This is a genomic window from Petroclostridium sp. X23 (genome assembly GCF_030013905.1).
GTDB lineage: Bacteria > Bacillota > Clostridia > SK-Y3 > SK-Y3 > X23.
Window position 1 is genome coordinate 2,970,982 of sequence record NZ_CP124862.1, and the last position, 15,234, is coordinate 2,986,215.

Here is a 15,234-nt window from a genome sequence, read left to right on the forward strand (position 1 = left end):
ATCCCCCTTGTTTCTGTCATCTATTAATTACTAAAGTATTTCAAAAATTCATTATTTCTGTCCATATAAATCACTGTATTAGAATCAATAGTCTTTTCATATGCTTTTAGCGTTCTCCAGTATTCATAGAACTCTTCATCTTGGCTAAATGCATTCGCATATATTTCTAAGGCTTTTGCATCCGCTTCCCCCTTAATTTGTTCCGATGTCTCTATGGCTTGAGCAAGAGTCTCTTTTTCCTGTTTATTGGTCTCAGCTACCGTTTTGTCATAATTCTCTTTACCTTCCGACCGTATTTGCTGCGCAATAGCCTCTCTCTCGGCTCTCATCTTATTATAAGTAGACTGAATATTTGTCTGAGGAAGCAAAGTACGATAAATCTCATTATCACGCACAGTAATTCCATAGGAAGCCACCTGCTGGTTCAACTGAGATAGTCCTTCATCTAATGCAGCATTCAGTAATTCTTTATCATTAAGAAACGCTTCACTCTCCAATTGATTAATCCGTCTGATAATAATAGGATATACCAACTCATCCAAGGTATCTTGCGCCTTTCGTATTGACCCCATGGTCTCATAGAACAATCCCGGATGTGTGATCTCATATTGTGAGAAAAAAGCCACCAGATACTGTCTCTTATCTTTGGTATTCACTAATTCCGGCGTAGCCATATAAGTAAGCAATTTACTTGTTTCCTTGCGCACCTCAGTAATGAACGGAACCTTAAAAAACAATCCTTTTCGCCCTATAATTTTTACATTTTTATAACTTGCCTTAGAATCATTCTGCCCTTGTGTTAACTCAATATTATCAACGATGATTTTAGTAATTTTCCCTAACTCCACAACAGCCGCAACTTGGTCTTGCCTCACCGTAAAGGTAAACATGTTAAATAGTATTAATAATATAATAGGGATTCCTATTAACTTTGCAAACTTTTTAAATGTATGCAGGCTATTTGTTATTGTTTCATCTATTTTATCTTTATTTATTTTTATATCCTGCAAATTATATATATTATTATTGTTGTCCATTTCTCACCCTCCTTACTGTTGTAGTTGCGGGATTACCGGCATATATTTTACAATACCGTCACTATCCACATCTATAATAACCTTGTTTTTCACCGTCTGCAAAACTTTCTCCATCGTTTCCAATCTCAACCTTGTTCTGGTAACACCTTTGGCCACCTTATATTTTTCATAGACCTGGTTAAAGTTTTCTACATCACCTTTTGCCTGAGATACCTTTTCGGCTCTATACGCTTCTGCTTCCTGTATCATCTTATAAGCTTCCGCTCTCGCATTGGGAAGCTTTTCATTAGCATATTTCTTTGCGTTTTCTTCCAATTCACTTTTCTCATTTTTCGCATTATTTACATCATCATAAGCGGGCCCTACTTCATCGGGCACCGAGATATTCTGGATCTCCAGGGATTTTATCTCGTATCCCAACCCATACTCATTAATTTTCTTCTTTAATTCCGGAAGCACTTCAGATGAGATTTTTTCTTTATTCAGTAATGCGTCATCAAGATCCTTGCTTTGAACATTCCGCCGCATCACACCTTCAAAAGCCAGCCTCAATGTCCCGACTTGATCATCAACATTATAATAGTATTCCGCCAAGTCAGATATTTTCAATTGAATGGCTGCTTCTACATTAACAAGATAACTCCCTTTTGTTAACATGATGGCTTCATCTTGAACAGTTGCGTATTCGGTTCCTTTTTGAGTATCTCCCTGGGCCACGGTTGTATAGCCATATTGCACGGTATACGGCTGTTCCGTATACATTTTTACTACTCTATCCAATATAGGGATTTTGGTTTTTATACCCGGTTCCTTCACCATTTCCACCATTGCTCCAAATCTCTCTACAATGGCCTGTTCCCCGGCATTCACGATATAAAAGCTATCGAATGCCAGTACTGCTGCAACGATTAGCACAATTACGGCAAATATCAACTTCGTTTTCATAAACTCCTAGCTGCTGATAGTAAAGCAGCCAGATCCCCCCCTTCATTTATTGCCTGATAACATTGATTATTGGAAAATATCTTAAATCACTTTCCATCTAATACTCATGATACCAGCGCTGTATATTATTGTATCATACTTTACAGCTCTATGATACATTGTTTTGCCCCAGTCCCATACTATATATAACGCATTAAAGAAATCACAGTAACAGTAAGTTTGAGGTGGTCTATGGTTTCCGTAAAAAACTGTCCACTGTTTGAACGAAGTGAGTTTGGGCGCGTCTCCGAAGGACACATACACCACCTCAAAACCGTTTGCCAATGTAAAAACTTTAATGCGTTATATATACTAAGGTTCTCATTGCATTCATACGTTTTTTTGTATCTCCATTCTTGCAAGTTCATCACACCTATTATTATAAGGATTATCCGCATGTCCCTTTACCTTTTTCCAGTTAATATCATGTACTCGGCACTGGCTTATAATCTCTTGCCACAAATCCTGATTTTCAACAGTTTTTTTTGTTGAAGTCTTCCAATTGTTCTTTTGCCAGTTTACAAGCCAACCATTATTTAATGCATTCACCAGATAAGCACTATCAGAATGTAAGACCACATTGCATGGTTCTTTCAACATCTTTAATGCTTGTATAGCTGCTGTCAATTCCATTCTATTATTAGTAGTCTGCCGTTCAAAACCTGAAACTTCTTTCTGATGCTGCTCATACATTAAAATGGCTCCCCATCCTCCCGGTCCGGGATTTCCTGAACAGGCTCCATCTGTATAAATAGTGATTTGCTTCATGTGATTACCTCTCTGTTCATTATCTTTTTTCTGTTATCAGACTGCATGTGTATCTAATTCGAACAATCCCTTTTTATATTATAATTTAAATATATTTTAAAATCTACCCATTTCCCCTAGCCAACTAAAACAAAAAAGATTAGCGTATACTTGCGCAAACTCACGTATAACATATCTCTTTTTACTGCGTGAATTCCTATTACACTTATATATCCTTTACTTTAAAGCACATTCCTTGTATAATAACAAGTGTCTTAAGACAATATATAAGATTAAAATCCTGGAATGTTCGATAAGCCTTTTATTTTGAACCTACACTACGAATACGGGAGTCCGGAGTTCGGAAAATGATGTCAGGCCCTAAGCTAATTCCCATTATGGGCAAGGGAAAACAGATTTTTTTGACAGGACACCCACCTAGCGAAGGCTAGGTGTCAAAATAAAGGTAACGGCATTTTGGGAGTCATATAGAATATGTAATGTATGTTAGAAATAATTAAAGCTGTTGATTTTTTATAATCAACAGCTTTTCTATGTCTTTCATGCCTCATACCGTTTCTAGATTATTCCGGTTGAGGTTGGGTTTCCAGACTTTTATCATGCCTTTCCTGCAGACTCTTGAGTTCTTTTAATAGCCATAATCCGGTAATGACTGCGGAACCAAAATCTGCCACCGGGCCGGCATACCATATTCCTTCCAGTCCATAAAATCTAGGTAATATCAGCAGTGCAGGTATCAATAATAACATCTGCCTTGACAGACTTAAAACCATAGATTGCAGCGGTTTACCCACAGCCTGAAAATAGGCGGCACTTACTATTTGGAATCCGATCACAGGCAAAAACGTAAAAAACATAAGCAATGCATGAGAACCTAATTTGATCAGCTCCGTGTCTTTTTTGTTAAACATCGCAATAAGCTGTTCGGGGAACAATCTGGTAGCTGCAAACCCCATAATAACCACAATAGTTGCAGCCCCAATAGCCAGCGTCAATGCTTCCTTAACACGGTCATACTTCTGCGCGCCGTAATTATATCCTATAATGGGTTGGACCCCTTGATTAATACCGAATATAGGCATTAGGATCAACATCATAATACTTTGTATAGCACCCATTGCCGAAACAGCGATATCATTGCCATACTCACTCAGACTATTATTCATAATCACTTGTAAAAGGCTGGCAGCGATCTGCATGGAAAAAGGGGCTAATCCAATAGCAGTGATTCCTTTAATAATATTGAAGTTCAACTTCATATTCTTTGCATGAAACTTCAGCAAACTGTTCCCGCTAAAGAAATAATACAACACCCATACGGCAGATACCATCTGTGATATAATGGTAGCCAATGCCGCACCTTGTATGCCCCATTTAAAAACAAATATGAAAATAGGATCTAAAATAGTATTTAATATAGCACCGATGAGCATTGTGAACATTGCTATCTTAGGATTTCCTTCAGCACGAATAAAATTATTCATACCAAAACCTATAGACATAAACACAGTCCCCATTAGTATAATGCGCAGATAATCCCGCGCATAGGGAAGGATATCTTCAGTAGTACCCAAAAGCCGGATCATCGGTTCTAGAAAAATGATCCCTACTACTGATACGATAAGCGAAATCACTACCAGCAATACGATTGCATTTCCTGCTACAAGCTCAGCCTCTTCTTTTTTCTTTTCCCCTAGTTTTATAGAAATCAGTGATGTTGCTCCAATACCTATCAGCATTGCCAACCCCATCGAAATCAGCATTACCGGAAAACCAATCTGTATTCCGCCCAGCGCTAAGGTATCCACTCCGTTACCAATAAAAATTCTATCTACAACATTATACAACGCATTTACCATCATTCCAACGATCGCCGGAATTGAAAACTTCAGTAAAAGCGTTGAAACCTTTGTTTCACCTAATTGTTTAGAACGGTCCATATTTAATCTCCTTCTATTACGATAAATTACTTATAATCCTTAACAAATACGCTTTTAGATTATTAATCTCTGCTTCGCTAAAATCCTTTACTGCTCTATTTGTCGTATCACTACATATAACTTCTAATTCGACCATTAATGCTTTTGCTTTTTCAGTGAGTCTAATCAATTGCGAACGTCTGTCCTCCGGATTTTCTACTCTATATACCAAATCCTTCTTCATCAGCCTTGCGATAACCCCTGATATTGTAGGTCTCTCTATGTGCAGCCGCTGCGCAATGGATGCGGCAGTAAGATTTTCCACATCACGCGCTCTTTGTTCTTGAAAATTTATATCTTTCAAAACAATAAACTGAGGCAAAGTCAAGTCCAACTCTACTAATCTTTTGTTTAACTCCCATTTGTTTAGACGGGCAGCTTTGTTTAACAGATGCCCCAAATTTATTTCAAACTGATTCAATATTTCACTCCCTCCATTTACCAAGTATAGTTAGTATACTAACTATATAACGAAATGTCAACGCACTTTAACAAATTATCACATTTTTTCTTCTTACTACATTTGTGTCATAATCACAGGCAATATAAATACCAGTACAAAAAACACTATCAATACAATGCTGATTACTCTTTTAAGTTTATTATTCATGATTTTTCCCCCTTTGGTCCTACCCTCCTGTTTATACACATTAAGTCTTCACACGGAATTCATTGCGGCATACTTTGCAGGTAACAATAATATTGCCTTTGCGTTTTGGCAATCTAAGCTTCGCACTGCATTTCGGACAGGCTAAGATTGTATATTTTCTATTGTCAATGAACTTTTGCTTGGTTTTACTGATATTCTGACTTAACCCATGAAAATATGAACGTACTCTTCTAAGCCATGCTTCAAACATCATATTCTCCTGTGCTCTTCTGTATTTATCCTTGGAAAGACTTCTCCAGATCATATAGCCAATCACCAGAATACCGGCAATCGATGCTTTCTTCACTAGTAACAAAATTATGCCGATGACCATTAAAAACCTGGAATAGTTGTCCCATCCGTACGAACCTTTAAAATACTTGTCTAAATTCAAAACAATTCACCTCTAATAAAAGATATAGTGGGGAGTGAGGAGTGGATAGCGGGGAGAAAAAAGTGCTCTCGCCACTCCTCACTTAAGCAAATACCCTGTAAACTTTTTAGTCTAAGCTTATATCATTAATATAACATATTTATATATGATAGGGAAGTCACTAAAAAAAGACTGCAGACTTTTACATCCACAGTCATCCACAGTCATTTTCTTAAATTGCTTCTTCAAAACCACCATCTGTTTCCGTACCCGAACCTTGAACCCGAATTTTTCTTTCAAGTGTTTCAGGCTCCAGCGCTATTTGCTGTCCATTCAGCAATCCCGCGACACCTACAAATTTTTCATTCTCACCATCTTTGCATACATCGCAGTTACAGTCAGGATGATATTCCATTGGCTCCTCATAAGTAGTAATGACCCCTTCAAAGTTCCTCAGTATGATTTTATTATGACTTTGAGAGATTACATAATTCGGCATTACAGGGATCTTTCCGCCGCCTCCCGGGGCATCAACAACGAATGTAGGTACCGCAAAGCCTGATGTATGCCCCCGCAGTCCTTCAATAATTTCAATTCCTTTGGATACCGGTGTCCTGAAATGCTCAAGCCCCACAGACAAGTCGCACTGATAAATATAATAAGGTCTCACGCGCATCTCAACCAGCTGTTGGACAAGGCTTTTCATAACATGCGTACAATCATTGACTCCTCTTAGCAATACAGATTGATTCCCTAACGGTATTCCTGCATTCGCAAGCATCTCACATGCCTTTATCGATTCAGGTGTTATTTCGTTGGGATGATTAAAATGAGTATTAATCCATATCGGATGATACTTTTTTAACATGTTCACCAATTTCTCAGTAATCCTTTGAGGCATTACTACCGGGGTTCTTGAGCCAATTCGGATAATTTTAACATGCGGTATTTTTCTTAATCTCTTAATAATATATTCCAATTTCTCATTAGAAATTAGCAACGCGTCTCCTCCCGATAGAAGTACATCCCTTATCACCGGAGTTTTGGCTATATAATCTATTGCCTTATCGATTTGTTCAATAGGCAGTACAGAATCATTCTGTCCTGCAAACCGACGCCGGGTACAGTGCCTGCAATACATAGCACACTGGTCTGTAACCAGAAGTAATACCCGGTCAGGATATCTGTGTGTAAGTCCCGGCACGGGAGAATCTCCATCTTCATGAAGCGGATCCGTCAAGTCAGCATCTGCCTTATGTAATTCCAACGCAGTAGGTATTGCTTGTTTTCTGATTGGATCATTCGGATCATCTAAATCTATTAATGACAGATAGTATGGTGTTATTGCCATCCTTAAGTTCTTCAGACATTTTCTTGCAGCCTTTTCTTCTTCAATAGTAAGCGGTACATACTTCTTTAATTCATTTACTGTTTCTATTCTATTTTTAACCTGCCATTTCCAGTCATTCCACTTTTCTTCACTTACATCTTTAAATTTCTCCATTATTATTGCGTTTTTCATATTTAATACCCCCTTGTATTCAAATAATTATCTATGCTTTGATTCACACCCATTTATCATTCAAGTGTCTTATACCATACATTCATACTTTCAATACTTCCGGAAATATTTGTGTTATTGATTAAGGTACCCGCAAAGACATATCCCATTCTTGAAAAAGTGATATTCATTCCATAAGAAATAGCACGTGCAATGGTATATGCCGTTTTTATTCCTTTTTTCTTCATTTCCTGTTCCATATTATTTAACAGATATACGGCAAGTTTATTTCCTCTATATTCAGGCAATATTGCAAAATCTGTCATTTCTACGTTTGATGCGTTTATATCCATTTCGCTGGATGCAAGCGCAACCACATCACTCCCATGCCAAATTCCGAAATATACAATATTGTCTTCCATGGTTTTTTTAAGATATGAAGGATCATAAATAGGAAATGGATATGAATCAAATACTTTTTTATACACATTCGCCATTTGGGATGCGTCTTCCGGCTTGGCAATTCTATATTGAAATTTTTCATCCAACCGTTCATCTTCTATAGTATTTTGTTTTTGGCGTGCTATTTTTAAAACCTCAGAAATTGTTGATTCATGCATACTTTTCATTCTTTCTTCCGAAAGATACTTAGCCAGGAAAAGTGCGTTTTCCCTGCCATTATAGAAATTGGGTACTTCTGCTTCAATAACATAACTATTGTCTAAGTAGTCCTGTTTAAAATGAGACGGTACTTTTGCAAATATTTTAGAATAATTATATTTTTCTGCCATAGCATCTAATTCACATATAATATCAGGCATGTCATCTTGATAAAGTTTCATTAAATAAATGCGATCATTCTGTTTGCCATGCTGTACAAGCGATTTGCCTATCTTTTGTATTATGTCATTCATCATATTGCCTCCCTTCGATGATATATATGTTTTTCCATATTTGAAATTATATGCAAAAAACAACTGACAACTTATTATATCATATAAGTTGTCAGTTGTCAAATTCAGTAAAAATATTCTACCAATCCCTACTGCTGCCGCCCCCTCCGGACGAACCTCCTCCGCCGCCAAAGCCTCCTCCGCCGAAGCCTCCTCCGCCGCCTCCTCCTCCGCCTCGGCCTCCGCGTCTGCCTCCGAATATGGAACTCCAGATAAGCATTTCAATAATAAATCTTGTTATTTTTCCCCGAAATAATAACATGTCGGCAATGAGTAAAGTAATTATAAAAACCGGGAAAGCTTTATTAAGTGGTGAAGACTTGTCTGCGTCGGGTATAGGGGCATATTGTGTTGTTCCTTCTAAGGTAACATTATATTCAGCGGCAACTTCATTGGCAAGTACCAGATATGTGTTTAGTATCGCACTATCATAATCATTGTTTTTTAGAGAAGGAATCAGGTATTCATCTTGTATCCTCCCCGTTTTTCCATCAGGCAGACGACCTTCAAGACCTTGCCCAACCTCAATCCTTGACTTTCTTTCATTAGGCGCTACCACAAGAAGCACACCATTGTCTTCCTTCTCTTGTCCAATCCCCCACTGTTTAAACAATTCATACGCATAATCTTCTATTGTCATATCATTTAAAGACTTTGGAATGACCACTACAATCTGCGCGCTTGTTTTCTGCTGCACTTCTAATGCCTGGTTTTCAATTTGCTCTTTGGCTCCCTGGCTCATAACACCTGCAAAATCACTGACAAAATAGCCGGTAGGGGACGGTATAGCGGGAGCAGCCCAAACAGCCGGTATAAGACTTATGAATAATACAACAGCAATCAAAATATTTATACCGATTTTTTTCATTATCGTTTACCCTCCCCTAATCACATTTAAAAGTTTACTTTTGGAACAACCTTACTTCCCTCATCCGCTTCAAAATATTCTCTTGGACTAAAACCAAATATTCCTGCAACTAAAGATGTCGGGAACCTTTTTACCCGAGTATTATATGCCTGAACAGAATCATTATATTCCTGCCTTGCTCTGGCAATTCTATTCTCTGTTCCGGCCAGTTCATCCATCAATTGTCTGAAGTTCGCATCAGACTTTAAGTTCGGGTATGCTTCACTAATCGCAAGCAGTCTGCTTAATGCTGAAGATAACTCATTATTCGCAGCAGCGGCTTCCTCAACCCCTGATGCTCCTATCAGCTTAGACCGTGCCTCCGCAATTGCCGTAAATATTTCCTTTTCCTGCGCCGCATATCCTTTTACGGTTTCAACTAGATTAGGAATTAAATCTGCTCTCCTTTGCAGATTTGTCTCTATCTGACTCCACTTTCCATCAATATTTTCATTCGCCGTCACAAGGTTATTATATGACCCTATTACGCTGACAACTATCACTACTGCTATCAACAACATGATCAATAAGATCACACCCAAGACAATCCATATCGGTTTAACTTTGCTCATACTTATTCTCCTTATCGTTTTATATTCACTATAATCATACGATTTATTCTGAAATAAGTCTGCTCCGCTTGTATATTGTTATTATACCACACAAATGAAATACTTAAATCAACACTAACTATCTCAGACAGATGAAAAAAGAGACATGCTAAACATAACGTTTAGGTCTCTCTTTTCAAAACTATTCACTTGTTAACCTACATCATATTCCGGCTAAATGATGTGATGCAACAATATATTGAATTAAGAGGAGAGGAAGGCTTATATTTTAAACGATCTATTTGCATATCTTTTTACAATCAGCTGCTGCGCCTTATTCGTTGCATAATTATAATACCCTATGCCTATGAATCCTAGTATTATTGCAGATAAGATTATGTAAATCACGTCCCTCAACCCTTTACTAAGCTGGTTATTTTTAATAGTATTTTTACAATATGATCATAGCATTTTCCACATTTTCTTATCTATCAACTGACTGTTAATTATATGTTAAATTCTCTTAAAATATCTCTGGTTTTATTTAAGATATCAGTATCTATATATCACTACTTTAGCTCGGATCATTTTCATCCCATACCAATCTTTTAACCGTAGTCACATTCCCTTTCTCTTTATCTTCTCGGGTCGCGTCCTCTCCTCTAGGATCTTGTTCCATTCCTGGCGCAACAGTAGGGGCTTTTTTACGTTTTTGCGTTTTTATATCCATACTAGTTCTCCTTCTAAAATACTTTTTTTAACGTAATCTATCTATAAATTAGTATGTACCACTTTCAATAAATTATTTTCATATTATTTAATACGAAAATATAAGCTGCCCTATCCTTTAAGATAAAGGATAGGGCAGCCCCATGCTATTTTCTAATCATTTATTACCTGTTAATAACCCCAAAACTGTTGACTTATTATGTATTACCAACTGACCGTCACTCTTTGATGCAATCTCTCCGATAGACAGTGCCCCCTCCACAGGATATTTCAGCTTTGCCTGAATATTTTTCAGCTCTTCTTCAAATCTTTTTTCCATAAACATCGCTCTTGAAATACAATCAAACAGCATAGGAATATATACTGCAGGTGCTATTGCCGCGCATTCTTCAGCAATTTTCAGAGAGGAAGACAATAATGTATTCATATCTCCTTTCAGAACATATACATCACTTCCCTGTGGAATACTTGCTACCCCTATGATTTCATTATTTTCATTCAACATGATAGGATCCCTTACGATATCATTTTTATCCGGCTGCGCAATTCCAAAAGGATGCTCTTTTGCGTACACAAAGAAATCTTCTTTGCAAAGCGTTATACCTTCTGCATCTTCTATGACATGTTTATATACCTCAAACGCACTATCGTTATCTAGTTCATACAATATATTCCCTTCAGATTTACTGACATAAAAAGGTCCTTCCAACCTGTTCCATCCATGCTTTACAGCTAGCTTCACCTCTGATTTAACAATAGCTACATAAAGAACATCTTCATATAAGCCTCTATTATCAAAAATACAAGGCCTATGTTTTAAATCATAAAACCCTGCTCCTCCGCCAACGTACTTTACATTATTGCCTAACTTTCCATAAATCGTATCGGTTAGATCCTGCATTTTACCCGACAAACCATCAACCATCACTATCGCTGTTGCATTTTGGAGGCTTTGCATATCCAAATTACACCTCATCATATACGGCAGAACCAAACAAGAATATATCGGTTGGATCTTAAGTATAATAAATCCTTCCGGTTTGAGCTTATGCCCCACTAATAATCCTGCGTATATGCCTCCAAAAAACTTAACATTTTTATAATTGAGATAATCCCTTAATTCTTTTAAATGCCATGAAGACTTGTCTGCTACCATAATCATCAACTGCTCCGATACCAGAACCGGTTGGCTCTCTATATAATTAAGTACTTCACTGATTGTTTTAAAGTACATGCCTTCTCCCCCTTATTGTTTTTTATGAATCATACTCTATCCGCTCAACGTCTGTAACCTCATGCTGTTGTTTTTGTGTTTCATTATATATTATTCGACAAAATTTTTCCATAACAAATGAGTAAATTATTTTCACTAATTTTTATACATCATGTAACATGTATATTGTTATCGAAAGAATTGGCATATCGTCCAAACTATGAGATAATATATAAATAATTTACCAAAGTTTAACTACAAAGGAGAATACCTATGGACTGCATACCTATTAACGAATTTGAATTAAATGCTAAAATAGAAGGTTTTTATCTTATAAAATCATTAAAATGTAAGACTTCGAGTAATAATAGCAAATTTATGGACTTCCTACTATCAGATAAAACCGGTGAAATAAATGCCAAACTGTGGAATTGTTCCGAAGATGATGAAGCTAAGTATGTACAAAATACATTAGTAAAAGTTAGAGGTGTAGTCGGAGAATGGCAAAATCAGCTTCAATTAAAAATTGAAAAGATTCGCCTATCCACAGCTGCAGATGATATTGATGCCGCTGATTTCGTTCAAACCGCCCCCTACAACGCCGAATATATGTACAATCAATTGCTTGATTATACTTCCAAAATCAATAATCATGATATAAGAATGATTGTAAGCCATATTCTTAAAGATCATAAACAAAAGCTTATGACATTTCCCGCCGCAATGAAAAATCATCATGCAATACGTTCCGGTTTGCTGTATCATATTATGACTATGTTAATGACAGCAGAAAAACTGAGCGAAATATATACCTTCATAAATACTGATTTGCTTTTTGGAGGAGTCATACTTCATGATATAGCGAAAATTTATGAAATGGACGCTAACGACCTGGGCATGGTATCAGAATACACTTGTGAAGGCCAATTGCTAGGGCATATTATTCAAGCAATTAAAATGATAGAAACAACTGCAAAGAAATTAAACGCAGACACCGAGATTTCGGTACTGCTTCAGCATATGATTCTATCCCATCATTATGAGCCGGAATTCGGAAGTCCTAAAAAACCTATGTTCCCTGAAGCCGAACTGCTGCACTATATAGATCTTATAGACAGCCGTATGTATGATATGAAAAAAGCTTTGGAAAATATTTCGGAAGGTAGCTTTTCAGACAGAATATGGTCACTGGAAAACAGAAAAGTTTATAAATATAGCTTATATGATGAAAATGAGGAGAAGTCATTAGCATAGAAACGATATGTTGGTTCACGGTTCACGGTTCACAACGAGTATAACATCCTTGACCGTGACCTGTAAACCGCAAACTGCAAATCTCTTCTTAGATCGATTTCTGTACAAAATACAACACCGGTAATACAACTGCCAATGCGCCGGTATTAAATAACCAACTTGAATTTGCCAAATCTTTATCCAGATTATATATTTGAGGCGGAATCAATGAATTAAATGCCGGGGGCATGGCAGATAAAATCATTACCACTTTTAAGACCAGTCCGTCATGTATAGTCCCTAATCCTAGCAAATATGCTGCTGTTGTAATTAGTAAAGGTGTCGCAACAAACTTTATAACTGTAATAATAAAGCATTCCCTTAAATAATTACCTACCGCACTAAACTTCATATTATATCCTACTGATGTAACCAACAACAGAGATGACAGTGGAATAAACACCGCATTAATAGTCTTATATAATTCCGGTCTCGCAACACCTGATATATTCAAGCTCGTACCTATTGAAATACTTAAAAATGACACGATAATATAGGGATCTAATAAAAGGCGTACTAAGTTGCTTACTGCCGACGTGTCCTCCTTGTCATAATCTCCAAATGACTTTGCTATTGGAAAGCCAATGGTATAATAGAACACTTCTTCAAATAATTTATACATGGAAACAAATCCGTAGCTTATCTCTCCCAAAAAGACATAGCATATCAAACCTCCAAAAGAAGTAAGATTGGCAAAGCATCCGGATACAAACATAGATCCTCTTTGCTTTTTATTCAATTTTAAGAATCTAGCAGCAGTAAGTGCTGATCCCCCTCCGATAACAAACCCCGCAACACCTAAGAAAGGCAAGGAGATAAATATCATATTATCTATTTTTAATGCCCAAAAAGCTCCCATGCTGATGACGGGCACCAATCCTAACAAAGATATATCTTGTAATAATTTAATATATTTTTCCATCTGTATTGACGGTTTTATAATTCCTTTTACTGTGAATGCTTTTAGAGTTTGACCTAAAATCATCCCAAGTACTATTAGTCCGAGAGAGTACACGAATTTATCCAAACACTGATTCCTCCATCACTAAATACAAAAATCCCCCCTATTCATTTTTATAGCAATGCTTTTTTTATAAGACTCATATCTGAAAAAATGCGCTGCAACAAATAATCTACTAGGGTAAGTGCTACCATCGCTTCCACTACTATCACTGCCCGTGGTACAATAATTGGGTCATGACGGCCTTCCACTTGAAGTTCGATATTTTTTCCTTTTTTATTTACTGTTTTTTGTACCGCATGTATTGAAGGTGTAGGTTTGAAAGCTGCCCTTAATAAGATAGGAAACCCATCACTGATCCCCCCCACAATTCCTCCGGCATTATTCGTCATTTTCTCAATCTTTTTATCTTCGTTATATTGCAAAAAGTCATTGTTTTGCGAACCGGACATTTTTGCTGCTGCAAATCCGTTTCCGACTTCCACGCCTTTTACTGCGCCTATGGAAAAAAGTGCTTTTGCTAACATCGCATCAAGCTTTTCAAAAACCGGTTCTCCCACTCCGCTGGGGAGCCCATTAACAACACACTCTACGATGCCTCCCGCAGAATCTTCCTTTTCCTTCTGCTTTTTCAAAAAGTCAGCAGCTCGCTCAGCAGCTTCCTTATCCGGCATACATAAAAAGTTCTTATAGATTTCACAAGCATCAAATTTCGATTTATCAATGTTAATATCGCCAATGGACTCTGTATAAGTAAGAATACTTACATTCAATTCCGATAATATCTTCTTGGCGATAGCTCCGGCAGCTACCCTCGCAGTAGTCTCCCTGCCCGATGAACGTCCGCCTCCGCGGAAATCTCTGAAACCATACTTCTCATCATAAGTGTAATCCGCATGTCCCGGGCGATAACACTGAGATATTTCCGAATAATCATATGATCGTTGATTGGTATTATATACAATCAACGAAATGGGTGTTCCGGTAGTCTTCCCTTCAAACACACCAGATAGAATTTCTACTTTATCCTCTTCTTTTCTTGGAGTAGAAAAAGGTGAATTCCCCGGTTTCCTCTTATCTAAATCTTTTTGTATATCATCTTCGCAAAGGGAAATACCGGCGGGACATCCGTCTACAACTACCCCTAATGCCTTGCCGTGAGATTCTCCCCAAGTCGCAATAGTAAAGTTTTTACCTAAAATAGAACCAGACATTTATGTTCTCCTTTCATTGCTATTGGCAATGCGCCATACAACAAAAATTATAATAACTCTAAATAGCATAATACCGTATTTTTATACTATATGCAAGAATAGAAGTACTTATTTCATGCCAA

Annotated in this window: 15 protein-coding genes and 1 other RNA gene; 2 read left to right on the top strand and 14 right to left on the bottom strand. The window is 37.1% G+C overall.

Annotation, left to right across the window (positions count from 1 at the left end; translation table 11 throughout):
• Window positions 1-23 precede the first annotated feature (23 nt).
• From QKW49_RS14090 to rnhA, 3 genes are all read right to left on the bottom strand, one after another.
• A complete protein-coding gene (locus tag QKW49_RS14090; protein ID WP_282863300.1) occupies window positions 24-1,037 on the bottom strand; it encodes a protease modulator HflC in 1,014 nt (337 codons plus the stop codon).
• Between the two features lie 12 nt (window positions 1,038-1,049).
• Window positions 1,050-1,982: an FtsH protease activity modulator HflK gene (hflK, locus tag QKW49_RS14095; RefSeq protein WP_282863301.1), complete on the bottom strand. Its 933-nt coding sequence runs from the start codon at window positions 1,980-1,982 to the stop codon at window positions 1,050-1,052.
• 369 nt (window positions 1,983-2,351) lie between these two features.
• Window positions 2,352-2,789 carry a ribonuclease HI gene (gene rnhA, locus QKW49_RS14100; RefSeq protein ID WP_282863302.1) on the bottom strand — a complete coding sequence of 146 codons (438 nt, stop codon included), beginning with the start codon at window positions 2,787-2,789 and terminating at the stop codon, window positions 2,352-2,354.
• Window positions 2,790-3,063: 274 nt separating this feature from the next.
• Here rnhA and ssrS point away from each other — a divergent pair.
• A non-coding RNA gene (gene ssrS / locus QKW49_RS14105) (6S RNA) lies at window positions 3,064-3,256 on the top strand.
• Window positions 3,257-3,352: 96 nt separating this feature from the next.
• Here ssrS and QKW49_RS14110 read toward each other — a convergent pair.
• The 9 genes from QKW49_RS14110 to QKW49_RS14150 all read right to left on the bottom strand — a co-directional run bounded on the left by QKW49_RS14110 (window position 3,353) and on the right by QKW49_RS14150 (window position 11,665).
• A complete protein-coding gene (locus QKW49_RS14110; RefSeq protein ID WP_282863303.1) occupies window positions 3,353-4,729 on the bottom strand; it encodes an MATE family efflux transporter in 1,377 nt (458 codons plus the stop codon).
• Between the two features lie 16 nt (window positions 4,730-4,745).
• Window positions 4,746-5,189: a MarR family transcriptional regulator gene (locus QKW49_RS14115; protein WP_282863304.1), complete on the bottom strand. Its 444-nt coding sequence runs from the start codon at window positions 5,187-5,189 to the stop codon at window positions 4,746-4,748.
• A gap of 229 nt (window positions 5,190-5,418) precedes the next feature.
• On the bottom strand, window positions 5,419-5,811 hold the full coding sequence (locus QKW49_RS14120) for a hypothetical protein (RefSeq protein ID WP_282863305.1): 393 nt from the start codon (window positions 5,809-5,811) through the stop codon (window positions 5,419-5,421).
• Between the two features lie 211 nt (window positions 5,812-6,022).
• On the bottom strand, window positions 6,023-7,312 hold the full coding sequence (gene ablA, locus QKW49_RS14125; RefSeq protein WP_282863306.1) for a lysine 2,3-aminomutase: 1,290 nt from the start codon (window positions 7,310-7,312) through the stop codon (window positions 6,023-6,025).
• Between the two features lie 56 nt (window positions 7,313-7,368).
• A complete protein-coding gene (gene ablB / locus QKW49_RS14130) occupies window positions 7,369-8,376 on the bottom strand; it encodes a putative beta-lysine N-acetyltransferase (protein ID WP_282863307.1) in 1,008 nt (335 codons plus the stop codon).
• Window positions 8,324-9,112: a TPM domain-containing protein gene (locus QKW49_RS14135; protein WP_282863308.1), complete on the bottom strand. Its 789-nt coding sequence runs from the start codon at window positions 9,110-9,112 to the stop codon at window positions 8,324-8,326. Before QKW49_RS14135 ends, ablB begins: the two co-directional genes overlap by 53 nt.
• 26 nt (window positions 9,113-9,138) lie before the next feature.
• Window positions 9,139-9,723, bottom strand: coding sequence for a LemA family protein (locus QKW49_RS14140; protein ID WP_282863309.1), 585 nt, complete (start codon window positions 9,721-9,723; stop codon window positions 9,139-9,141).
• Window positions 9,724-10,276: 553 nt separating this feature from the next.
• Complete coding sequence (locus tag QKW49_RS14145) at window positions 10,277-10,432, bottom strand: hypothetical protein (protein WP_282863310.1); 156 nt, start codon at window positions 10,430-10,432, stop codon at window positions 10,277-10,279.
• Between the two features lie 156 nt (window positions 10,433-10,588).
• The gene (locus QKW49_RS14150) at window positions 10,589-11,665 is read right to left on the bottom strand and encodes an FIST C-terminal domain-containing protein (RefSeq protein ID WP_282863311.1); all 1,077 of its coding nucleotides are present in this window, start codon (window positions 11,663-11,665) and stop codon (window positions 10,589-10,591) included.
• A gap of 252 nt (window positions 11,666-11,917) precedes the next feature.
• On the opposite strand from QKW49_RS14150, the gene QKW49_RS14155 reads away from it, so the two are divergent.
• Entirely contained in the window at window positions 11,918-12,898 is a 981-nt protein-coding gene (locus tag QKW49_RS14155; protein ID WP_282863312.1) for an OB-fold nucleic acid binding domain-containing protein, read from the top strand.
• Window positions 12,899-12,986: 88 nt separating this feature from the next.
• Here the strand turns inward: QKW49_RS14155 and QKW49_RS14160 are convergent, their stop codons facing one another.
• On the bottom strand, window positions 12,987-13,964 hold the full coding sequence (locus tag QKW49_RS14160) for a hypothetical protein (protein ID WP_282863313.1): 978 nt from the start codon (window positions 13,962-13,964) through the stop codon (window positions 12,987-12,989).
• 47 nt (window positions 13,965-14,011) lie between these two features.
• A complete protein-coding gene (gene aroC / locus QKW49_RS14165) occupies window positions 14,012-15,112 on the bottom strand; it encodes a chorismate synthase (protein ID WP_282863314.1) in 1,101 nt (366 codons plus the stop codon).
• Window positions 15,113-15,234: the final 122 nt, after the last annotated feature.